We start from the raw sequence: 21057 nt of genomic DNA on the forward strand, positions 1-21057 counted from the left end.
CTGGCGGTACGCTTCGCCATTGCTTTGTATTACTGCTGGGTGATCTGTCTACAACACGGATTACAGCTTTCTATCCGTTGACTGCAATCCTTGAAGTGATGTCTGGATGATGTTAATGCACGTCGCGAGCCAGCGCGCGTTCGCGGGTCTGTTCGATGTCGGGCGGTGCGGGGAAGCGTTTATCCCAACGCCCGGCCTTCATGACCTGGCCCGGCACGTCATGCCCGACCATTTCGGCCATTTGCCTTGCACAAAACACCAGGCGGTCCAGATCGACACCAGTCTTGAGCCCCATGCTGTCCAGCATGTGCACAAGGTCTTCGCTACAGATATTGCCGGTTGCGCCAGGCGCGTACGGACAGCCGCCCAGGCCGGCCAATGAGCTGTCGTAGCAGTCTATGCCGGCGGCCAGGCCGGCGATGACATTGGCCAGTCCCATTCCTCGCGTGTTATGGAAATGCAGCGTGAGTTCCAGGTCGGGCCAGCGCTGCGCCAGTCCCGTGCATAGTGCTTCGACCTGGGCCGGATTGGCCATTCCGGTGGTGTCGCACAGCGTGATGCCTTGAACGCCATCGGCGGCGAACCGGTCACCCAGGCGCAGCACTTCCTCGGGCGCCACGACGCCTTCCATGGGGCATCCGAAGGCGGTGGAGATCGAGATGTTGATGTCGGTTTTGCCCTGCGCCTCGGCGGTGATTTCCGACAGCACACGCTCCGACTGTTCGCGCGTCATGCGCAGGTTTGCCAGGTTGTGGGTTTCGCTGGCCGACATTACCAAGTTGATTTCATCCACCCCGCATTGCATGGCGCGCTGCGCGCCCCGCATATTGGGCACCAGGCAGACGTACTTCACGCCGGGCGCGCGTTCTATGCCCATCATGACCTCTTCCGCATCGCGTAGCGCGGGGATTGCCTTGGGCGAGGTGAATGACGTGGCCTCGATTTTGGATACGCCTGTGCGTGACAGCGCGTTGATCAGGGCGATCTTCTGCTCAGTGGGCACGAAGCTGGGCTCGATCTGCAGGCCGTCCCGCATGGCGACGTCATGAATATGGATACGGCGGGGCCGCTGCTGAACCATCAGATCACCTCCAGGGCTTTGAGTTGTTCGATATCGGCCGGTTCCAGGCCGTGCTTGCGCAGCACTTCTTCTGTGTGCTGGCCAAGCCGTGGCCCGCCGCCTTCGAACGCCCCCGGCGTTGCGCTCAGCTTGGGCACCACGCCCGGCACTTTCAGGCTGGAGCCATCGTCCAGCGTGATCTCGCGGATCATCTCGCGGGCGCGATATTGCTCGTCGTCGACGATATCTTTCACCGTGAATATTTTGCCGGCCGGTACGCCCGCCTTGGCCAGCTCTTCAAGCGCGTCGTCCATGCTGCGCTGGCTGCTCCAGGCGGCAATCGCCTCGTCGATGCGCGCCATGTTCGCCACGCGTCCGGGATTGCGGGCAAGCACAGGGTCGCGGCCCATGGCCTCATTTCCAATCAAGGACATCAAGCGCGGGAAGATGCTGTCGCCGTTTCCGGCGATCAGGAAATACCTGCCATCCTTGTCCGGGTAGGCATTGGTGGGTGCCACGCCTTGCAGGGCGCTGCCGGCGGGCTCGCGTATGGTGCCCAGGCGGTCGTATTCCGGTACCGCACCTTCCATCATGTTGAAGACCGACTCATACAGTGCCACGTCGATGACCTGGCCTTTGCCCGAGTTTGCCAACCGATGGTACAGCGCCATCATGATGCCGATCACGCCATGCAAGGCGGAGAGCGAATCGCCGATGCTGATTCCCGGGCGCACCGGCGCCTCGCCGGGCACCCCGGTGATATGGCGGAAGCCGCCCATGGCTTCGGCCACCACGCCGTAGCCGGTCAGGTCGCGCAGCGGGCCGCTTTGCCCATAGCCGGAGATGCGCAGCATGATCAGTCCCGGATTCTCTTTGCTGAGCGACTCGTAGTCCATGCCCCACTTTTCAAGCGTCCCTGGCCGGAAGTTTTCGATGACCACGTCCGCTTCCAGGATAAGCTTGCGCGCCAGAGCCTGGCCTTCCTTCTTGCGCAAGTCTATGGCCACGGACTTCTTGTTTCGGGCCTGCACATGCCACCACATGGAGGTTTCGCCCTCATCTGTCCGCCAAGACCGCAACGGATCTCCCTGGCCTGGGGGTTCTATCTTGATGACGTCGGCGCCGAAATCGCCCAGGGTTTTGCCGGCAAATGGGCCAGCGATAAGGCTGCCCATTTCGATAACGCGTATGCCGTCCAGGGGTCGTTGATTCATGGGTTTGTGATCCGAAAAAAGCAGGGAAAAATTTTGTATGCCTGGCTTGCTGCATGCCTGACACACCCGCCCATCATCATAAGAACCCGGACCCGCTCTGTGAAGTAATAATTTGGAACCTCAACCATCGCGGTTGGAGATGGCTGGACAGGCATGCCAGACTATGATCTCTTAATCATTGCCGGCCTGGCGCAAGTGTTCATACAGCAAGCGCGGCAATATCGGCCAGGCGTCCTGAGCCTTGCGTACCAGCATCAATTCCCGGCGCGCCCACGGCTCATCCAACGGCAAGGCCGCCAGGCCTTCCGTTTGTAGGAATGGCTCGACGCTGCCGCGCGGCAGTATGCCTATGCCCAAGCCCAGCGCGACCATCCGTCGCAAACCATCAAAACTTGTGGCCTGGATGCGCAGACGTAGCGGCTGGTCCAGCTCTTGCGCCGCATTGACCATGGTGTTGCACAATGAAGTACCCCGCGGCAAACCCACATAGTCGTAGCTGAGCGTCTCGGAAAAACGCAACGAACGATGCTTGCTTAACGGATGATCGGGCGGCATCAGCACCATCAGCTCATCGGCGCGGTAAAGACAGGCCTGCAGGCCATCCAGGGGGCGTTGCGGAACCATGATGCCAAGATCGGCCGAGCCGCCTGCGACCATCTTGTGGACGGCATCGCTGGTATGCTCTTCAAGATCGATCTTGACCGTGGGATGCAGTTTAAGGAAGCTGGACAAGTCGTAGGGAAGGAACTGGACGATGGCCGACGTATTGGCCACCAGCCTGACCTGGCCCCTGACGCCATTGGCATGGTTGCCCATGGCGCTGTCGAGGTTTGCCATTTCGGTCATGATGCGCGATGCATACTGGTGAAGTTCGCTGCCGGCAAGCGTCAGCTTGACGCCGCGCCGATGGCGGTACAGCAGTGTTGCCCCTATGCTTTTTTCAAGGTCGGATATGCGCTTGCTGACCGCCGACGCGACGGTATGTTCCTTGGCCGCGGCACGGGCGATGGAACCTTCGCTGGCGACGGCAAGGAAGATCTTCAGAGTCTGTATATCGTATTTCATGAGCGATGGATCCGGGCCTCGCAGCGCTAGGTGAACTGAAGCGGGGCAAAGTATTGGTGTATGGCGTTGACGACGCTGAATGCCACAATGGCCGACGTCTTGGGATTATCCAGTGAAGGCGCATTGACGATCCGGGTATGGAGTGTGCCGGACGGACCTTCCACCGTGATGACATGCGTGTTCGCATCCACACCGGGGTCCGCCACCACCCGCACGGCTGTATCCCGCATGCCTACGCCCGCCAATGCCAACGTTGCCGCCACATTAAGATTCCTGGGATAGCGCTGCGCTGCCGTCTCGGCATCTCCGTCAAACAGAATAACGGGCTCGTCCGTGGCGTCGGGGTCCAGCCCCAGTTCGCGCAGCTCCTCCCGCCAGGCTGCTATCGGCTTTCTGGATTCGTACGTCACCCGTGTCCCCGGAAGCCGGGCCGCAGCGCTCAGGTAGTCCAATGCACCAATGGCCCCGCTGATGATAAGCGCCTTGGATGTGCCGCTGCGCGCGGCGACCTCTATCCGCAAGCGCAATTCCTCACTCGCCAGAGCGCCCGTGGACGAAATAAGGAAAGGAATGCCGGCACTCAGGCAGATGGGGGCATATTGCCGCACCGCCACTTGGCCAGCCGCTTCGACAACAAGCTGCGGCTTCCAGTCCAGCACTCCGTCCAGGTCGATGAAGCGCTTGACCGATGCGGGCAAACTTATCTGCGACCGGCTACCCTCTCGTTGAAAAACCGCCAGATCGAACCGTGTTGCGGAATCGGTACCCAGCAATTCGTTGACGACAGTTTTCCCGATAGACCCAAAGCCGATGACGGCGACCCGATGCTTCACATTCATGGACGGCTCACGATATAGTTGCTATTTACTTGCCTCGCGGCAAGACATGATTCATGGCGTAATACCTCAATCGGCCACGACAGCTATGGTCAGTATAAATGGTGCCACTCCAGCGACAGAGTGAATGCCGAACAGCCATGTCATCGGCACCAGAATTGAAGACTTCCAATAAATTGCCTGGATACACGATGCAGCTAAACGAACTGGAAACGCCCGCACTGATACTCGACCGGGCCAGGATGGAAAACAATATCAAGCGATTGCGCGAGCGCTTGAGGCCCTTCAATGTAGTGTTCCGACCCCATGTCAAAACCTGCAAGTCTGCCGACGTTGCGCGTTGCATTGCAGAGCCTGGCACGCCGGTGACCGTTTCCACCCTGAAGGAAGCCGAGTATTTTCTCCAACATGGCTGGACCGATATTCTTTATGCCGTCGGTATCGCCGCGAACAAGTTTGCGCACATAGCCCGCCTGATGGAACGTGGCGCCCGGATGACCGTCGTCCTCGACAATCGCGAAACAGGACTCGCGCTCGCGGCTTTCTGCAAAGAACGGAACTTAAATCTGCCCGTTCTTCTGGAGATCGATACAGACGGACATCGGTCCGGCATTCGCCCGCAATCCGATGACTTGCTGGATGTTGCCAGCGCCTTTGATCGATCCCGTAGCGGTTCCGGTGCCTGGCTCGCCGGGGTGATGACCCATGCAGGCGACTCCTACAATTGCGAGGATACGGATTCCATCGTAGCACTGGCCGAACAGGAAAGAAGCGGCGCAGTCACGGCTGCGCAGCGACTGAGACAGGCGGGCTTCGATGCGCCTGTCGTCAGTGTCGGAAGCACACCGACCGCTCATTTTGCACGCACTCTTGACGGGGTTACCGAAGTTCGCGCCGGTGTGTTTGTGTTTTTCGACCTGGTGATGACGGGCTTGGACGTTTGCAAACAAACGGATATTGCCTTGTCGGTACTTTGCACGGTTATCGGCCACCAAAAAGAAAAGGGGTGGGTAATAACCGACGCGGGATGGATGGCAATGTCGCGGGACAGGGGGACGGCAAAGCAACGGGTTGACCAGGGCTATGGACTGATTTGCGATCAGAACGGTGTTGTCATGGACGACATGATCATGCAGCAAGCGAACCAGGAACACGGCATCATTATTCATCGCCATGACTCGAAGAAAACGCCCATGCTTCCGGTCGGCACCTTGCTGCGTATCCTGCCGAATCATGCATGCTCCACGGCTGCCCAGCATGGAAGCTACAAGGTGGTTGCCGGAAGCCAGGAGATCGAGGCGGAGTGGCCCAGGTTTAGCGGGTGGTAAAAGCCTGAGGGACGTCGATGATGGATCACGCCGAGTCGGAAGGCTCTGTAACGCTCAGGTCGCTCCAGTCTCGTGCATGGGCACACATCTTGCGCAAAATGTCATTGAACTGTTGGCGTTCAGTGTCAGTCAGGCAAGCAAGCATGTCGGCCTCTCGCTGCACGAGGCCGGGCATGAAGCGATCATGCAAGGCACGACCCGCCGGCGTCACGAACAGGAGCTGCCGCCGCTGATCGTCGTCATGGGGACGCCGGTCGATCAGGGCTTTTTTTTCAAGAGCAATGGCGGCGCGGCTGATGTTTGCCTTGAGGTGGCCGGAAAATTCGCAGATGTCAGTAACGGTGATGCCATCTCGGAAGCACAGGAAAATGAGTGAAAGGATTTCCGGCCGCGTGAGCCCCAGCGCACGTTCAATCTCTCGAAACGACGGTTCCCGGTAGTAATTGCTCATGTAGCCGACCTTGTATGAAGTCGGTATGGCAACGGCGTCGAGAATGTCGTTCAAATCGGAGCTCACGGGGTGTTTCTATCCTTTCTTAACCAGCGGGCAAGTGCTTTGCGACAATGGAATGGTTGCCGATTCGGCGGGAATCTTTCTCACGATTTCGAAGTAGTCCCAGTCGTATTTGGATTCAGCCGGTGTCTTGACTTTGGCCAGATACAAATCGCGCACCACTTTACCATCTTCGCGAATGGTTGCGTTCTCGGTGAAGACATCATTCACCGGCAGCTGGCGCATGGCCTTCGCCACGGCGTCGGCATCGTCGGTGCCGGCTGCCTTCACCGCCTTCAGGTAATGTACGACAGAGCCATAGACGCCGGCCTGCAACATCGACGGCATGTCCCCCACGCGCTCCTTGAAGCGCTGTGACCACTCCCGGCTTTTCTCGTTCATGTCCCAATACGACGCCGTGGTCAGGTAGGTTCCCTGGGCAGCGTCAAGTCCCAGGCTGTGTACGTCATTGATCATCAGGATCATTGCCGCCAAGCTCTGGCCGGCCTGCGTAATGCCGAATTCACCAGCCTGCTTGATGGCGTTTACGGTATCGTTGCCAGCGTTGGCGATGCCGATGACCTGGGCGCCGGATGCTTGCGCCTGCAACAGATAGGAAGCGAAATCCATGAGGTTGATGGGGTGTCGCACGGCACCAACTACCTCGCCGCCCCCGGCCTGCACGACGGCGGTCGTGTCCTTCTGCAGGGAGTGTCCGAAAGCGTAGTCCGAGGCAATAATGAACCACTTTTTCTTGCCCTCTTTGACGACAGCCGATGCCGTGCCATGCGCCATTCCGTAGGTATCATAGGTCCAATGAAACCCGTAGGGTGAACATTGCTCATTCGTCAGCTGAGTAGTGCCGGCTCCGGATACCAGGACCAGGCGATGGGCCTTATCGGCCAGACGCTGAACCGCAAGCGCAATCGATGAGTTGGGCACGTCCACAATGACGTCGACGTCGCCGGTGTCATACCATTGGCGGGCCATGGAGGCACCCAGATCGGTACGGTGCTGATGGTCCCCCACGATCACTTCGATCGGCTTGCCCAGGATGGTGCCGCCGATCTCTTCGACGGCCATCTGGGCAGCAACAAGCGACCCCTTGCCCGTGATGTCCGCCGTGACGCCCGCCATGTCCGTTAGAACGCCGATCTTGACGAGGTCGGCGGAAACCTGAGCTGTAGCAGGACCAGTGCCAAGAGCGGCTATGCAGCCAACAGAGGCAAGAATCTTGGTGAGTTTCGACATGGTTGTCTCCGAAGTATGTTTTTCTGCTGTTTGTAGAAATGAAGGAAAAAAACTGCGTAACACTGCCCGGCTATAGGCAGCGATGAATAAGGCTAGACTCCGTTTTTGTCCAGCCAATCGTCGATTCGCCCCGCGATATCATCACTGTTGTCATCGAGCATGAGCATATGACCGTTGCCCGTAATGCCAAGGTCGGGCAGGAAACAAAAATCGGCATCGAAGTAAAGGGCCAGCCTTTCGTCCGTTGCCCGGGGATGTCGCGGATCCTGTTCGCCGGTCACAATCAAGATGGGGCGTTGACCGATTGCCGCAGGGTCTTTCACTAGCAGGCCCGCAGCGCCGATTCGGAATCGCTCATTCAATATCCGGGGGCTTTCCCCGACAATGCTGCGTGCGTATCGCTCCAGCGCCGCAGCGGGAAAACGCGGTGTGTTCGCCCAATAATTGCGGACAAAATCGATGTCGACATAAAAAGTTTTGCTGGGATCCGAATAAATGGGACAGCCCGCTTCCTGGTCGAAACGCAATGCGGCGATCGCATCAGGGTCATCGCTCAGCGGCTTCTGAATATTGGCGGGACCGCCTGGGGCCACACCAACGATTGCCTTGACCTGTTCGGAATGGCTTTCTGCAAGTTGCCAGGCGATGGGTCCGCCTGCGGAGTGCGCAAGAAGCACGCAAGGCCCCACCTCTTCAATCAGTCGCCCCATGGATCGGGCAATATCGAGCCCCGATAATTCATGGAAATTAGCGCCGGCCGGAGATCGGCCATGTCCAGGCCAGTCGATGACATAGCTGCGGCGCCCTCGATTCGCAAAATAAGGTGCCCAGCCCGCACGACCATCCGGCGTTGTCAGGAAGGCTGTTCCCGTGTGGAAGGCACCGTGAATCAAAATCAGCGGCAGCTTGTTAGCCAGGGGCTGCGTTGGCACCAGCACGTCCGCATAAATGGGATGCGCCATATCGCCGGAATAGAGGCTGCTTTGCGTGTAACGGACACACGGCAAGGTCGCTGGTTGCGCGTGTTGCGCGAGTTCGTTGTCTTCCTTCATTGCCTTAGCCTTGTGCGTTTAGCGGCAACTCAGTGTAGAGAACATTGGTCTCAAATGCAACTAATTTTCAGATCGCACCATACTCCCATCAGCCCATCCCGCAAATCCTGAAACCACAATTGCTTGCTGCACTGTCCGGCGTGTTGCCGTTGCGTGCACCCACCCGATAACGATTGCAGTAAGAGACATGACACAGGAATGACCCGCCACGCATGGAGCGGCGCCCGGTGTCTGTCAAGACCGCAGGATTGTCCACGCCGGTGACCCGGTGATAGTCCGGCGTGAACGCGTCAGCGCACCATTCCCACACATTACCTGCCATGTTGTACAAGCCGAAGCCATTCGGTTCGAACGACCGGACAGGCATGGGGCCTGGTTTCCAGCCGGCGGCGGGCCCGTCCGGGAAAGCGCCTTGCCAGATGTTGCACCGAAATCGGCCTTCGTGCAGCAATTCGTCGCCCCATGGGTAGCGTTTGCCGTGCAGGCCGCCGCGCGCGGCGCATTCCCATTCCGCCTCGGTGGGCAATCGCTGCCCTGACCATGCGCAGTAGGCTTGAGCGTCGAACCAGGAAATGTGCACAACTGGATAATCGAGGCGCTCATGTATGTGTGAGCCGGGACCTTCCGGACGCTGCCAGGATGCCCCCTCAACAACTCGCCACCAAGGCAGGCCGCGCGGCCTTGGGCATGCCGCGGCGCCTGCCTGGGAGGGAAGCTGGCCTTGAAAGACAAAGGAGGCGCCCAACCGTTCGGCGTCGGTCATGTAGCGTGTGTCGCGTACAAAATCGGAAAACTGGGCGTTGGTGACGGTGGTAGCGGCGATATGAAACGGGTTCAGGGTGATAAGCCGTGGAGGACCTTCGCCATCATCGGGGAAACCGTCCGGGTCGCGGGATCCCATCAGGAATTGCTGGCGGTGGATCAGTACCAGGCCTTCGTCGATCGCGAGCCTGGTTCCGCCTGCTTGCCCCCTCCCCACACACTCGGGAGTATCGACGCGGGTGATGGCGGGCGCGGACGCGCCTTCGGCGCCGGTTGCCAGGACCGCCGACCGCATCGGCATGCAACACGGCTTGCGCGCATCGCTACCCATGGCTGTCAGTCGCCCTCTTTTTCCCAAAAGGCGGGCTCTGACGTTTGCTCGTTCATCATGGCCAGTACTTTTTCTCTCGGAAGAACACCGCAACGGGCGGCCCAGGCTTCGTATTGCGCTGTCATTTCCTGGACACGCTCGGGGTGTTTGCCGGCCAGGTCATGCAGTTCCGTACGGTCTGCCTCCATGTCATAAAGCTCCCACGGCTTGGGGTAGTTGCACACCAGCTTCCACTTGCCGCTGCGAACGGCGGCATTGCCTTCGTGCTCCCAGAACATGGGCGCTCGTTCCAGGCCATCCTCGTCGAACAGCGGGCGCAAGCTGCTTCCTTCAAGCGGCGCCACCTGACTGCCTTCCCACGATTGCGGATAAGGGGTGTCGGTGATGTCCAGCAAGGTCGCCATGATGTCGGGCAGGTAGCCCGGCGCGTGCCGTATTCCGCCTTTCTCCTTGATGCCGTTGGGCCAGTGGCAGATCAGCGGGGTGGAGATGCCGCCCTCGTGGATCCAGTGCTTGTACAGGCGAAATGGTGTATTGGAAAGATTGGCCCATGCCACACCGTAGCTTTGATAGGTATTTTCGGGTCCCGGCATGAGGCTGGGATTATTGCCGAAATGGACCTCCTCGCCGGCGCGCGTGCGGGCTTTGGCGATCATCAGCTTGTTGACGAGTTCGTCCACGGTGACGCCCTCGGGGATGTCTTCAGCGCATGCGCCGTTATCCGACAAAAAGATCACCAGGGTATTGTCGAGCTGGCCGGTCTCTTCGAGCGTCGCGATGATGCGCCCTATACCCTGGTCCATGCGATCGACCTGGGCCGCGTAGACTTCCATGCACCGCAGCAGCCAGGCCTTTTCCTGTGCTTCCGTCCAGGCCGGCTGGCTTGGGTCCCGGTCGGACAGCGCCCACTCGGGCTTGAGAATACCTTCACTGACCAGGCGCTTGAGCCTTTCGGCGCGCAAGGCGTCCCAGCCTTTGTCAAAACGCCCCTTGTACTTGGCGATATCCTCATCATGCGCGTGCAGGGGCCAATGCGGCGCCGTGTACGCGACGTATTCGAAGAAGGGTTGGCCCGGGTGCTGGTCGGCATGCTCGCGAATGTAGCTTGCGGCCTGTTCACTGATGGCGTCGGTATAGAAGAAGTCCTTGTTTTCCCGGGCTTCGTGCTCGATGTTTTCATTGCCCCGCGTCAAGGTGTTGGGGTCGTAAAAGCTTCCGGCGCCGATGATGGTGCCGAAAAACTCATCGAATCCGCGCTGCAGCGGCCAGGTGTCGGTTGGCGCCGTAAGGCTGCTGGCCACATGCCATTTGCCACTCATGTAGGTTTTGTACTGACTGGCCTTCAGCGCCTGCGGGATGGTGACGCAGTTCTTGCCCAGGTTTCCGGCATAACCTTCCGGGCCCATGTCGTAAGTCAGCACACCCACACCGGTCTGGTGAGGATGCAGGCCCGTCAGCAGCGATGCCCGCGAGGGGCTGCAACGCGCGGTGTTGTAGAACTGCGTGAACCGCAGTCCGTTCGCGGCCAGCCGGTCCAGATTAGGAGTCTGGATTTCCCCGCCGTAGCAACCTATGTCGGAATAACCCATGTCATCGTTCAGAATGAGCACGATATTGGGCTTACGGATGTCGTTTTGATTCATGGCGTGTTTTTCGAATTGGTTCAAAGCTTGGGCGCAAGCTCAGTCGGATGGCAGCCGCTCGCCGGTTTGCCGGTCGAACAGGTGTGCCGCGGTGGGCGCAAACGTCAGGAACAGCTGCTGCCCTTCCTTCAGGTCGGCGTGCTGGTCGAGGCGCATCTTCACGTGCTGACCGCCAACGGTAAGGATGGCAATCACGCTGTCGCCAAGGTCTTCCACGAACTCCACCCGGGCCGGGATGGCCTGGGTGGGGATGTCGTGGTCAAGCGTTCTCCCTTCTGCGATACGAAGATCGCCGGGCCGGATGCCCAGGGTGACGTCGCGTGTGCCCTGAGCCTGGACACCGTTCACGGGCAGGCTTGCACCTTCCAGGCTGACTCGCCCGTCCGTCAAGGTGGCCGGCATCAGGTTCATGGGCGGTGTGCCGATAAACGCCGCCACTACGGCGTTGGCCGGTCGCAGGAATACCTCTTTGGGTGTGCCCACCTGCACGATTCGACCCTCCATGAACACGGCCAACCTGTCGGCCACCGTCATGGCTTCTTCCTGGTCGTGGGTGACATAGACGGTGGTGACGCCCAGCGATCGTTGCAGGCGGCGCAGTTCGGCACGGGTTTCCACCCTTAGCTTGGCATCCAGGTTGGACAAAGGTTCATCGAGGAGAAACAACCTGGGCTTGCGCACGATGGCGCGCGCCAGGGCACAACGTTGCTGCTGGCCGCCAGACAGTTGGCCGGGCCGGCGAGCCAATAGGTGTTCGATGCCCACCTTGGCGGCGGCCTCTTTCACGCTGCTTTCGATGGTGGACGCAGGCGTCTTTATCATCTTGAGCGGGAATGCAATGTTCTCGGCCACCGTCATGTGCGGATACAAGGCATAGCTCTGGAAGACCATGGCAACATCGCGCTCGCCCGGCTGAGCGTGCGTGACATCGACATCATCCAGCAGCACTCTTCCGTCATTCACCGGCTCAAGGCCGGCCAGAATGCGCAGGGTCGTCGTCTTCCCCGAGCCAGAAGGTCCCAGGAACGCAAAAAATTCGCCAGGAAGAATGTCCAGATCGATGCCGTGCAGCGCGGTGAAGCTGCCATGGCGCTTGACTATGTTTTCCAGCTTTACTGATCCGGGATGGCTCATCGACGCCCCCCTCCTTTGACTGCGCCCACGGTAAGTCCTTTAACGATATGGCGTTGAGCAATAAGGCCCACAATGATGACGGGCGCCATGGCCAGCATAGCGCCGGCCGCCAGCCGGGCCCACTGGGTCTGTTCGACCGAGATGAAATTGAACATCGCAACAGTGACGGGCCGAACGTTATTGCCGGTCAGCACCACCGCAAACAAGAATTCGTTCCAGGCATTCAGGAATACGAAGACTGTGGTCACGGCAATACCGCCACGCACTTGCGGCAGGATCACATACCACAAGGTACGAAAGCGTCCTGCCCTGTCGAGCAGCGCAGCCTCTTCCATTTCAAATGGAATATCTTCGAAGTACGACACCATCAGCCAGATGGCAAAGGGCAGCGAAAACGTAAGATAAATGGCGGTGATGCCGCTGTAGGTGTCCAGCCCGCCGATTTTTTGAAGCACCAGGTAGAACGGAATAATGAGCCCCACCGGCGGTAGCATCTGCGTGGCCAACACGTAGAAACCGCTGCCGCGCTTGGCGGGATACCGGAGCCTGGCCATGGCGTAGGCGGCGGGCACCGCAAACAACATGGTCAGTACGGTCGTCGACACCGAGATGACCGTACTGGACCACAGATTAGGCAGGATGGACGACGAACCGAAAATGACGTCGTAATAATTGCTCAGCGTCGGCTCGAAGATAATCAAGGGTGGATACGCCAGCACATCGCGTTCCGACTTGAAAGACGTGAGCAAGCCCCACAGCACGGGGAATACCCACACGGACAGCAGGCACGCCGCCAGCAGCCACAGCAAGGCCTTCCTGACCGCCGTCCCGACGGTAATGGATAGTGAGGTCATTCTGCCCTCCGCAGGCGAAATATGATCCAGGCAATGATGAGCGTCAGGATAAGCAGCACAACCGCCAGCGACGATCCGTACCCGATATTCAACTCCGAGAACGACGTGCGATACGCATACAGATTAAGGATCTCGGTCGATGAGCCAGGCCCGCCCCCCGTGGCCGCGAAAATAGCCGCGAACGCCGAAAGCGCCGTCACCATCCGCAAGATCATCACCATGACCAGCGCGGGACGAATGAGGGGCAGGGTAATGTAATAAAAACGTTGCCACGCCCCGGCGCGATCAAGCCGCGCCGCCTCGTAGATGTCCGGCGGAAGCGTGGAAAGCGTGGCCAGCAAAACCAGAAAGGCGAAAGGTGTCCATTGCCACGTGTGAATGGCAATGACAGAGATCAGCGCCAGCTGCGGATCGCCCAGCCAGTTGTAGCTGCCCAGACCCAGCCAGCGCGTCACCAGATCCACCAGTCCGACGTCGGGCGCCAGCACCAGCGTACGCCAGAACAGGCCGACCACCACAGGCGCCAACACAATAGGCAGAATCGCCGCCACGCGCAGCAAACCCTGCCCTTTCGGAATCTGCAACACCAGCAGGGCCAGCGCAAGTCCAAGCGTGACCTGCAGAAACACGGTGGATGCCGTGTAGATCACGGTGAGCAGCAGCGAATTCCAGAACCGCGGATCCTGACCCATGTGAATGTAGTTGTCCAGGCCGGAGAAGCCGGACAAATACGGCATGGCCAGGTCCAGGCGCTGCAGGCTGCTCCATCCCAGGTAAACCAGCGGGATGGTGGTGGCGCAAATCAGCACGAGCAGCGCCGGCGCAAGCAAGGCCAGCGCAAAGCGGCGCTCCTGGCTGGCCAGCGAACGGCCAACGGCTTTTGCACCGTCTCTGGCCTTACCCGCGGACTTGCTGTCAGACATTGAAGCAGAAACACTCATGAGCCGGTCATGCCTTCATGATCTGGTCGATACGGGCCTGGGCCTGGTCCAGCGCGGCCTTCGCGCTGCGCTCCCCCACCAACGCGGCCTGGATGGCCACGGCCATCGTGTCGCCGATGGCTGGCCACTGCGGAACCCGTGGACGCCATTCCACGTCCGTATCGTGCTCCAGCGACTCGAGCGCGGCGGGAATGAAGTTCTCTCCCGCCCCCTTCATCGCTTGGGCAAACTCCGGCGCTTTCCATAGCGAAGTGCGATTCAGGCCCGAGCGCGGCGTGGCGCTGTCGGACTTCCATGAGGTTCGCGCCTGCGTTTCGGCCGACGTGGCCCAGGCAATGAATAACCACGTCGCTTTCTTGGCATCATCCTTAAGCGCCGCGTTAATGGGGAAACCCCAATTCCAGATCGAAGTCACCCGCTTGCCGTCGGGCCCTTTGGGCCAGCGCGCATAGGCCACCTTGCCGACTACCCGGGACTTCTGCGGGTTGGTGATGACCGCCGCCGACGAATGCGCATCGATGTAGCAGGCCACCGTGCCCTGAGAAAATGCATCGGCGATGTCAGGCCAGTTCCAGTTGCGCACGGCTGCTGGCGCATACTTGGTCAGTGCATTCACATACCATTCCAGCGCTTTGACCGCTTCGGGCGAGTTGACGATGACCTTGTCGCCGTTGAACCACTGGCCGCCAAAACTGCGGAAAATGGAGGGGTAGATATACATGTTCTGTCCGGCCCCGGCAAAGCCGCGCAAGGCCAGGCCGTACTGCCGGTTATCCGGATCATTCAAGGCTTGGGCATTGGACAATAGCTGTTCGAACGTGTCAGCCGGCTTCAAGCCCTTGGCGTCGTACAGATCCTTGCGATAGACCTGCACTGTCACCTCGCCATCGTAGGGGACGCCATAAGGCTTACCGCCTACAGAATCCGCCTCGCGCCAGGCTGGCAGGATATCGCTGTAGTCGTACCAGACCGGGTCGGTAAGTGCAGGATCGTTCAAATAGCTGTCTAGCGGATCGACCCACTTGTTGGCGACGTACAGCGGGTAGTACATGGGATCGGCGGCATGGGTCGCGTACGTTCCGGTACCTGAGGACAAGTCCAGCATGGCCTTCTGACGGATCTGGCCTGGCGGCACTTTTTCCATGCGCACCTTTATACCCGTCAGCTGCTCAAATTGTGGCACCAGCGAGATCAGGTTCTCGAAATAACTGGCCGGTATCACGGCAACAGTAATCTGCTGGCCTTCCACCTGCCGCCAGTTTATCTTGGCCGACTGGTAAGGGCTCAGGTCGCCCGCGCCTTGCGCATAGGCGCGCGATAAAAAGCCAGGGCCGACCATGGCCAGCGCGCTCGCCGAGGCGGCTTGCTTGAGCACCCTGCGCCGGGAAGCCAAATTAACGTTACCGCTATCCTGCGTGAAGCTCAATATTTTTTTCATAATGTCTCCTGATACCGGTCCCTCCGGCAATGTAAACGTTTACATATGTGTAATTTATCAGCTTGATCTATGTTAAACAATGATCAAATCTAAGTACATACCCGGATTATCATATGCATATATACAGTTTGTAATCGTTTTCAGTATCCGATCAATACCGACCATAATGCCTAAGCCTTCCTACCCGCAGCCCGTTCCTACGCCACGATCGCGACCCAGCTCCAAAGATGTCGCCCAACTCGCGGGCGTATCTACCGCCACCGTATCCAGGGCGTTGAACAGCCCCGATGCGCTCGACCCCGACACCCTGGCGCGGGTACGTGCGGCGGCCGCCAAATTGCGCTATGTGCCGCACGGCGGCGCGCGGTCGTTACGCAGCCAGCGCACACGCATGATCGGCGCTGTCGTGCCCTCCGTTGAATATGCCTTGTACGCGCGTACCACCAGCGCCGTGCACCAACGCGTAAGTGCACGCGGCTATTCGCTTGTGCTTGCCGAACATCATTACGACCTGGACGCCGAATTGCGCGTCACCTCGCAACTGGTGCAACATGGCGTGGACGCGTTTGTCTTTGTGGGTTTGGATCATCATCCGGGCCTGTTCTCGCTGCTTGATGATTACGGACGACCCTACGTGCTGACCTGGGGCGTCGATCCACTGCGGCGGCACCCCAGCGTTGGCTTCGACAATCATGCCGCGGCCTATCAGGTCACCCGCCATTTGACCGACCTGGGTCACCGGCGCATTGGCTTGCTCAGCGCCCCCCTGCAAGGCAACGATCGCGGCATGGCACGTGGAGCAGGCATGCGGGCGGCGCTGGCCGATGCGGGCCTAGAGCTCGATCCGCGCCATGTGCAATACGCGCCCATCCATCTGGACACAGCTGAAGAAGCCATGATGACGTTGATTTCCGCGCCAGACCGTCCAACGGCCGTGGTGGCCACCAATGACATCTTTGCGGTCGGCGGGATGGTCGCCTGCCGCAAAGCAGGACTACGCATTCCTCAAGACATGTCCATCACTGGCATCGACAATACCGATCTGGGCGCCACCCAGACACCGGGCCTGACCAGCGTTCGCACTCCCATCATCGAGATCGGCCACGCCGCCGCAGAGCAACTCATGGCCAGGCTTGAAGGAAAGGACTACGAAGCGTTCCAGTCTTTCCCGATTGAAGTGGTTTACCGAGGCAGCACGGCGGCGCCGGAATACGATTGATCAGGCTCGCAAGGAAATAATCGCCGACCGCTTCAGCATGGTGAAGAAAAGCCGATGATCAAGGTCATCGGCTAAACGACCGCCAAAGGGCTTCTAATGCGCATCGGATGTACGAACTTTCCAGCTTCTTGATAAAAGCTATCTAAAATACTAGCCTTGCCCTGTAACGCAGATTTGAAATTCGGCAATCTCCGCAGGGCCTCTCGTGAAATGCACGCATCAATCCCCGGCGCAAAGGAGTTGAAAGATGGTCGGCATCGGACTGGTAATCTATCCCGGCGCACAGCAGGCCGCCGTACTCGGGCTAACAGACCTGTTCGGCGTCGCGAATCAGATCGTGGCTTCGCGCCAGAAAGAACAAGCGCCCGCGTTGCGCGTCACGCACTGGCAACAGGACAACCCCAGTCACGCGCCAAACTGCGTGTTCGACAGCTGTCCGGGTGACCCTTCCAAAACTTTGTCCGCCCTCATTCTTCCGCCCGCCTTGAACGAACCGAACGGCCCAAGCGACGCCCCAATCCTGACGGCTTGGCTGCGCAATCGGCATGCGGAGGGGGTCGCCTTGGGGTCGGTCTGCGCCGGCGCGTTCCTACTGGCGTCCACCGGCTTGATGGACGGCCGCAGAATGACGACACACTGGTCCTATGCCGACTTGCTGCAGCAACGCTTCCCGGACGTGTCGGTAGATGCCGATCAGTTGATTATCGACGACGGCGACATCATTACGGCTGGCGGGCTCATGGCGTGGACCGACCTGGGGCTGAGGCTGGTGGATCGCTTTCTTGGCCCGACGGTGATGTTCGAGACAGCCCGCATGCTGCTCGTCGATCCTCCTGGCCGCGAACAACGCTACTACAGCGTGTTTTCTCCTCGTCTGACACATGGCGACGCGGCAGTACTTAAGGTGCAGCATTGGTTGCAGGCGACTCAGGCCAAAGATGTAGCTCTCGCGACGCTTGCCGCGCAGGCCGGGCTGGAAGAACGGACTTTCTTGCGCCGCTTCCAGAAGGCGACCGGCATGACGACGACCGAATACGCCCAACGCCTGCGGGTCGGCAAGGCTCGGGAGCTGCTGCAATTCGGAAACGCGTCCATCGATCGCGTGGCGTGGGAGGTTGGCTACAGCGACCCGGGGGCCTTTCGAAAGGTCTTCACACGTATCGTAGGGTTGTCGCCGAGCGATTACCGTCGCCGCTTCAGTGCCACGCCCAGCGCACTCAAGCCCGTATCATGACCTATTCATAGCGGCCCTAAGCATCAGCTATCGCTGTCGCTATCGACCCCGAAATTGTCGATTGCGCCACTTCGCACCGACCGGAATACCGGCGAACATAGAGCTTGTCATTTAGCCAACATCAGGAGTTTGAAGCCATGAAGAAGCGCGGTCTGATTGTCGTTGATCTACAGAACGAATACCTGCCCACGGGCAAGCTGCCACTTTCGGGCATCGAAGCGGCTGCCGCCAATGCGGCGCTGGCTATTGCCGACGCCCGGAATAAGGGCACACCGGTTTTCCATATCCGCCACGAATTCGCCAATGGTGACGCACCGGTATTCGTACCGGGCTCGGATGGCGTGGACATCCAGCCGGTCGTGGCTCCGACCGACAGTGAGCCGGTCATCGTCAAGAACCACATTAACTCCTTTCGCGAAACGGACCTGAAGCAGCAGCTCGATACGCAAGGCATCGAGGAAGTGGTGGTCGTCGGCGCGATGAGCCACATGTGTGTCGATGCCGTCGTACGTGCCGCCGCCGACATGGGCTACCCAGTTACGGTGCTGCACGATGCCTGCGCGACCCTTGACCTTACTTTTGGCGGCGTGACGGTACCGGCAGCCCATGTGCACGCGACAATGATGGCCGCCCTGGAGTTTGGCTACGGTACGGTGACGTCTACACAGGACTATCTGTCGGCCGCCTGATCGTTCGAAGGCGGGCGCATCAACCGCGGTTCTGCACCGCGAGGGCCCGCCTATTATTGGCCGAGGTCACGGCCAGGGTGATGACGGCCAGCGCGAGCGGAACGAACGACACCCAAAGCACCATGTCCCAGTCGTAGGCCGCCAGTAATCCGCCGGACGCAAACGAGCCCACCGCCATCGTGCCGAAAACGATGAAGTCGTTGAACGACTGAACGCGCGTTTTCTCTTCTGGACGATGGCACTCCAGCACCAGTGCGGAGGCGCCCACAAAACCGAAGTTCCAGCCAATGCCCAGCAGGATCAAGGTGAGCCAGAAGTGGGCGACATCCAAGCCCGTCAAGCCCACGGCGGCAGCCGCGCCAGTAAGCGCAAGGCCGGCAATCACCACTCGTCCGGCACCGAAGCGCGTGATGAGCCGCCCCGTAAAGAAACTGGGTGCGTACATGGCGATCACGTGCCACTGAAGACCGAGATTGGAATTTTCCTGCGAGTGCCCGCACATCTGCATTGCCAGCGGAGCGGCCGTCATGAGGAAATTCATGAGCATGTACGAAACCGCGCCGCAAATCACCGCAGTGACAAAGAGCGGCTGGCGCACGATGACGCCCAGCGGCCTGCCTCCGGCGACTTCCGCCGCCGTGGGCCTGGGAAGTTTTACACCCAGGAGCACAAAGGCAGACACCGCCGCGACGGCCGCCTGGGCCATAAACGTGACCGCAAACATATGGGCCGGCCACACATTCATGGTGTGGGTGACTAACTGCGGCCCGACAATACCCGCGACCACGCCTCCGCCCATCACAAAAGAAAGTGCGCGCGGCCGCATTGCGGGACTGACTCCGTCGGCAGCGGCAAACCGGAACGAGAGCACGACGGCGGCGTAGGCCCCGCCAAAAAAGGTGGCCAGGCAGAATAGCCAGAATGAGCCGATCATTACCGCGAGCGCCGCCAACACACCGACCAGGACACCGCAACCGGCGCCCGCGAGAAAAGCCATGCGCCGGCCATACCGACGTGCGATGGCGCCAGCCGGCAAGATGCAGGCGGCCATGCCAACCACAAAGATGGATATCGGCAAGGTCGCCAGCGCCTTGTCGGGCGCCAGCATGTTGCCGATGATGGCGCCGGTAGCGTAGACCACTACCGAGTTCGCTCCGGCCAGCGCCTGCGCCACGGTCAGGCGCATGATGTTGCCGCGCTGCACGTTCTCAGAGAATAGGGGGGATTCTGTTTGCCCGACCGAGGACGCTGTGTTCGTCAAGATGTGTCTCGTGTGAAAGGCGTTTCGACAGCTCTGTCTGCGCCGACTGTTTATTACTTTTAGATATAAACTAATAGCCCAATACTGTACACCCAAACCGGCCGCTATAACAACTGAATGCCTGCGATGTACTACTGAACCCGCGTTTTGCAGAAGTGGCGTCGATAATTGGACGGCGACGTGCCGAGCTGCGCTGCAAACTGCTGGCGCAAGGCCAAGGTCGTACCGAAGCCAGCCTCTGAGGTGATGCATTCGATGGGCATGTCGGTGGTTTCCAGCAACTGCTGCGCCCTGGCGACGCGCTCGGCATTCAGCCATTTGGTGACAGTGGTGCCGGTTGCCTCCCGGAAGCGACGGGTAAAGGTGCGCCGACTCATCTTCGCAATGTCGGCCAGCGTGTCCAGCGACAGCGGCTCAGACAGATTCTCCCGCGCCCATTCCAGCACGCCGGGCAAGCGATTGTCGTTTGAAAGCTTTGGGACTGGCCGCTCGATGTATTGCGCCTGGCCGCCTGGCCGATGCGGCGGCGTAACCAGCAACCTGGCGATATGATTGGCCGCGTCGGAGCCATGACGCTCGCGCAGCAAATGCAGGCAACAATCGATGGCGGCGACTGTACCGGCTGATGTGACGATGTTGTCATCGGCCACATACAGGACATCCGGGCGAAAGAGCGTTTCCGGAAAGCGCCGTGCGAATGTGTCGCGCGCCACCCAATGGGTCGTCGCCTCCCGGCCATCGAGCAAGCCTGCATCGCCCAATACAAACGCACCCAGGCATAAGCCCACGATCAGCTTGCCGTTTTCATGCGCGCGCCGCAACCCATCCGTAACGTCGGTTGGCGCGGGGACCTCAGGGTCACTCCAGGCCGGAACAATGATGATATCGGCCTCGTCCAGGGCTTCGAGTCCATAGTCAACGTCGATCCCGACACCTTGATCGCTGCGTACTCGACCCGGCGCTTGCGCGAAATACTGCAGGTCGTAGTGTGCAAGGCCGGCGCCGTTATCGGCGCCCAGAACCATGCCTGGAACCGACAAATGAAAAAGACTTACACCGTCAAAGGCGAAGACGGCAACGCGAATGGGTGACATAGACTGAATGAGGTGAACAGAGCGTGACCCAATTTTATTCCATATAACGCCCCGGGCCAACTTATTGGCCTGTTTTTATCCATCATTGTCATTCAGGCCACTGTTCCGCTGGCCGCATGGAATCCACAATGGAGGCTCTTCTTTAAAAGCGATACATT

The 21057-nt window shown here is 59.6% G+C and carries 19 protein-coding genes; 4 read left to right on the forward strand and 15 right to left on the reverse strand.

Going from position 1 to position 21057, the window contains the following annotated elements; translation table 11 throughout:
• Positions 1–112 precede the first annotated feature (112 nt).
• The 4 genes from CR159_RS05995 to CR159_RS06010 all read right to left on the reverse strand — a co-directional run bounded on the left by CR159_RS05995 (position 113) and on the right by CR159_RS06010 (position 4178).
• A complete protein-coding gene (locus tag CR159_RS05995) occupies positions 113–1081 on the reverse strand; it encodes a hydroxymethylglutaryl-CoA lyase (protein ID WP_102073109.1) in 969 nt (322 codons plus the stop codon).
• Positions 1081–2274, reverse strand: a complete 1194-nt coding sequence (locus CR159_RS06000) for a CaiB/BaiF CoA transferase family protein (protein WP_102073110.1) — start codon at positions 2272–2274, stop codon at positions 1081–1083. The genes CR159_RS05995 and CR159_RS06000 overlap by 1 nt, the downstream gene beginning before the upstream one ends.
• Before the next feature lie 171 nt (positions 2275–2445).
• Positions 2446–3339 carry a LysR family transcriptional regulator gene (locus tag CR159_RS06005; protein ID WP_102073111.1) on the reverse strand — a complete coding sequence of 298 codons (894 nt, stop codon included), beginning with the start codon at positions 3337–3339 and terminating at the stop codon, positions 2446–2448.
• A gap of 26 nt (positions 3340–3365) precedes the next feature.
• Entirely contained in the window at positions 3366–4178 is an 813-nt protein-coding gene (locus CR159_RS06010) for an aspartate dehydrogenase (RefSeq protein ID WP_102073112.1), read from the reverse strand.
• Between the two features lie 188 nt (positions 4179–4366).
• Between CR159_RS06010 and CR159_RS06015 the strand changes: the two genes are divergently transcribed.
• Positions 4367–5503, forward strand: coding sequence for an alanine racemase (locus tag CR159_RS06015; RefSeq protein WP_102073113.1), 1137 nt, complete (start codon positions 4367–4369; stop codon positions 5501–5503).
• 25 nt (positions 5504–5528) lie between these two features.
• Here CR159_RS06015 and CR159_RS06020 read toward each other — a convergent pair whose 3' ends face one another.
• The 9 genes from CR159_RS06020 to CR159_RS06060 form a co-directional block, all read right to left on the reverse strand.
• Complete coding sequence (locus CR159_RS06020) at positions 5529–6020, reverse strand: MarR family winged helix-turn-helix transcriptional regulator (RefSeq protein WP_199173250.1); 492 nt, start codon at positions 6018–6020, stop codon at positions 5529–5531.
• 9 nt (positions 6021–6029) lie between these two features.
• Complete coding sequence (locus tag CR159_RS06025; protein ID WP_102073114.1) at positions 6030–7247, reverse strand: ABC transporter substrate-binding protein; 1218 nt, start codon at positions 7245–7247, stop codon at positions 6030–6032.
• Positions 7248–7339: 92 nt separating this feature from the next.
• On the reverse strand, positions 7340–8299 hold the full coding sequence (locus CR159_RS06030) for an alpha/beta fold hydrolase (RefSeq protein ID WP_102073115.1): 960 nt from the start codon (positions 8297–8299) through the stop codon (positions 7340–7342).
• A gap of 88 nt (positions 8300–8387) precedes the next feature.
• Positions 8388–9362, reverse strand: coding sequence for a formylglycine-generating enzyme family protein (locus tag CR159_RS06035; protein WP_199173251.1), 975 nt, complete (start codon positions 9360–9362; stop codon positions 8388–8390).
• Between the two features lie 35 nt (positions 9363–9397).
• Positions 9398–11035: an arylsulfatase gene (locus CR159_RS06040; protein WP_102073349.1), complete on the reverse strand. Its 1638-nt coding sequence runs from the start codon at positions 11033–11035 to the stop codon at positions 9398–9400.
• 39 nt (positions 11036–11074) lie between these two features.
• Entirely contained in the window at positions 11075–12169 is a 1095-nt protein-coding gene (locus CR159_RS06045; RefSeq protein WP_102073117.1) for an ABC transporter ATP-binding protein, read from the reverse strand.
• Positions 12166–13023: a carbohydrate ABC transporter permease gene (locus tag CR159_RS06050; RefSeq protein ID WP_102073118.1), complete on the reverse strand. Its 858-nt coding sequence runs from the start codon at positions 13021–13023 to the stop codon at positions 12166–12168. The genes CR159_RS06045 and CR159_RS06050 overlap by 4 nt, the downstream gene beginning before the upstream one ends.
• The gene (locus CR159_RS06055; RefSeq protein ID WP_102073119.1) at positions 13020–13964 is read right to left on the reverse strand and encodes a carbohydrate ABC transporter permease; all 945 of its coding nucleotides are present in this window, start codon (positions 13962–13964) and stop codon (positions 13020–13022) included. Before CR159_RS06055 ends, CR159_RS06050 begins: the two co-directional genes overlap by 4 nt.
• Positions 13965–13971: 7 nt before the next feature.
• A complete protein-coding gene (locus tag CR159_RS06060; protein WP_102073120.1) occupies positions 13972–15402 on the reverse strand; it encodes an ABC transporter substrate-binding protein in 1431 nt (476 codons plus the stop codon).
• 166 nt (positions 15403–15568) lie between these two features.
• On the opposite strand from CR159_RS06060, the gene CR159_RS06065 reads away from it, so the two are divergent.
• The 3 genes from CR159_RS06065 to CR159_RS06075 all read left to right on the forward strand — a co-directional run bounded on the left by CR159_RS06065 (position 15569) and on the right by CR159_RS06075 (position 18544).
• Positions 15569–16621, forward strand: coding sequence for a LacI family DNA-binding transcriptional regulator (locus CR159_RS06065; protein WP_158238511.1), 1053 nt, complete (start codon positions 15569–15571; stop codon positions 16619–16621).
• 247 nt (positions 16622–16868) lie between these two features.
• A complete protein-coding gene (locus CR159_RS06070) occupies positions 16869–17855 on the forward strand; it encodes a GlxA family transcriptional regulator (protein ID WP_102073122.1) in 987 nt (328 codons plus the stop codon).
• Between the two features lie 137 nt (positions 17856–17992).
• On the forward strand, positions 17993–18544 hold the full coding sequence (locus CR159_RS06075; RefSeq protein ID WP_102073123.1) for a cysteine hydrolase family protein: 552 nt from the start codon (positions 17993–17995) through the stop codon (positions 18542–18544).
• Positions 18545–18563: 19 nt separating this feature from the next.
• Here CR159_RS06075 and CR159_RS06080 read toward each other — a convergent pair whose 3' ends face one another.
• On the reverse strand, positions 18564–19730 hold the full coding sequence (locus tag CR159_RS06080; RefSeq protein WP_102073350.1) for an MFS transporter: 1167 nt from the start codon (positions 19728–19730) through the stop codon (positions 18564–18566).
• A gap of 206 nt (positions 19731–19936) precedes the next feature.
• A complete protein-coding gene (locus CR159_RS06085) occupies positions 19937–20899 on the reverse strand; it encodes a GlxA family transcriptional regulator (RefSeq protein ID WP_102073124.1) in 963 nt (320 codons plus the stop codon).
• Between the last annotated feature and the right edge of the window lie 158 nt (positions 20900–21057).

This window comes from Pollutimonas subterranea (assembly GCF_002849655.1).
GTDB lineage: Bacteria > Pseudomonadota > Gammaproteobacteria > Burkholderiales > Burkholderiaceae_B > Pollutimonas > Pollutimonas subterranea.

What these genes read in the sequence shown, in the direction of transcription:
- CR159_RS06010 (WP_102073112.1), bottom strand. Translation starts at nt 4,178, where the DNA reads ATGAATGTGAAGCATCGGGTCGCCGTCATCGGCTTTGGGTCTATCGGG.
- CR159_RS06000 (WP_102073110.1), bottom strand. Translation starts at nt 2,274, where the DNA reads ATGAATCAACGACCCCTGGACGGCATACGCGTTATCGAAATGGGCAGC.
- CR159_RS06030 (WP_102073115.1), bottom strand. Translation starts at nt 8,299, where the DNA reads ATGAAGGAAGACAACGAACTCGCGCAACACGCGCAACCAGCGACCTTG.
- CR159_RS06065 (WP_158238511.1), top strand. Translation starts at nt 15,569, where the DNA reads ATGCCTAAGCCTTCCTACCCGCAGCCCGTTCCTACGCCACGATCGCGA.
- CR159_RS06040 (WP_102073349.1), bottom strand. Translation starts at nt 11,035, where the DNA reads ATGAATCAAAACGACATCCGTAAGCCCAATATCGTGCTCATTCTGAAC.
- CR159_RS06055 (WP_102073119.1), bottom strand. Translation starts at nt 13,964, where the DNA reads ATGAGTGTTTCTGCTTCAATGTCTGACAGCAAGTCCGCGGGTAAGGCC.
- CR159_RS06025 (WP_102073114.1), bottom strand. Translation starts at nt 7,247, where the DNA reads ATGTCGAAACTCACCAAGATTCTTGCCTCTGTTGGCTGCATAGCCGCT.
- CR159_RS06015 (WP_102073113.1), top strand. Translation starts at nt 4,367, where the DNA reads ATGCAGCTAAACGAACTGGAAACGCCCGCACTGATACTCGACCGGGCC.
- CR159_RS06035 (WP_199173251.1), bottom strand. Translation starts at nt 9,362, where the DNA reads ATGCCGATGCGGTCGGCGGTCCTGGCAACCGGCGCCGAAGGCGCGTCC.
- CR159_RS06005 (WP_102073111.1), bottom strand. Translation starts at nt 3,339, where the DNA reads ATGAAATACGATATACAGACTCTGAAGATCTTCCTTGCCGTCGCCAGC.
- CR159_RS06075 (WP_102073123.1), top strand. Translation starts at nt 17,993, where the DNA reads ATGAAGAAGCGCGGTCTGATTGTCGTTGATCTACAGAACGAATACCTG.
- CR159_RS06050 (WP_102073118.1), bottom strand. Translation starts at nt 13,023, where the DNA reads ATGACCTCACTATCCATTACCGTCGGGACGGCGGTCAGGAAGGCCTTG.
- CR159_RS05995 (WP_102073109.1), bottom strand. Translation starts at nt 1,081, where the DNA reads ATGGTTCAGCAGCGGCCCCGCCGTATCCATATTCATGACGTCGCCATG.
- CR159_RS06080 (WP_102073350.1), bottom strand. Translation starts at nt 19,730, where the DNA reads ATGCGCCTGACCGTGGCGCAGGCGCTGGCCGGAGCGAACTCGGTAGTG.
- CR159_RS06045 (WP_102073117.1), bottom strand. Translation starts at nt 12,169, where the DNA reads ATGAGCCATCCCGGATCAGTAAAGCTGGAAAACATAGTCAAGCGCCAT.
- CR159_RS06085 (WP_102073124.1), bottom strand. Translation starts at nt 20,899, where the DNA reads ATGTCACCCATTCGCGTTGCCGTCTTCGCCTTTGACGGTGTAAGTCTT.
- CR159_RS06070 (WP_102073122.1), top strand. Translation starts at nt 16,869, where the DNA reads ATGGTCGGCATCGGACTGGTAATCTATCCCGGCGCACAGCAGGCCGCC.
- CR159_RS06060 (WP_102073120.1), bottom strand. Translation starts at nt 15,402, where the DNA reads ATGAAAAAAATATTGAGCTTCACGCAGGATAGCGGTAACGTTAATTTG.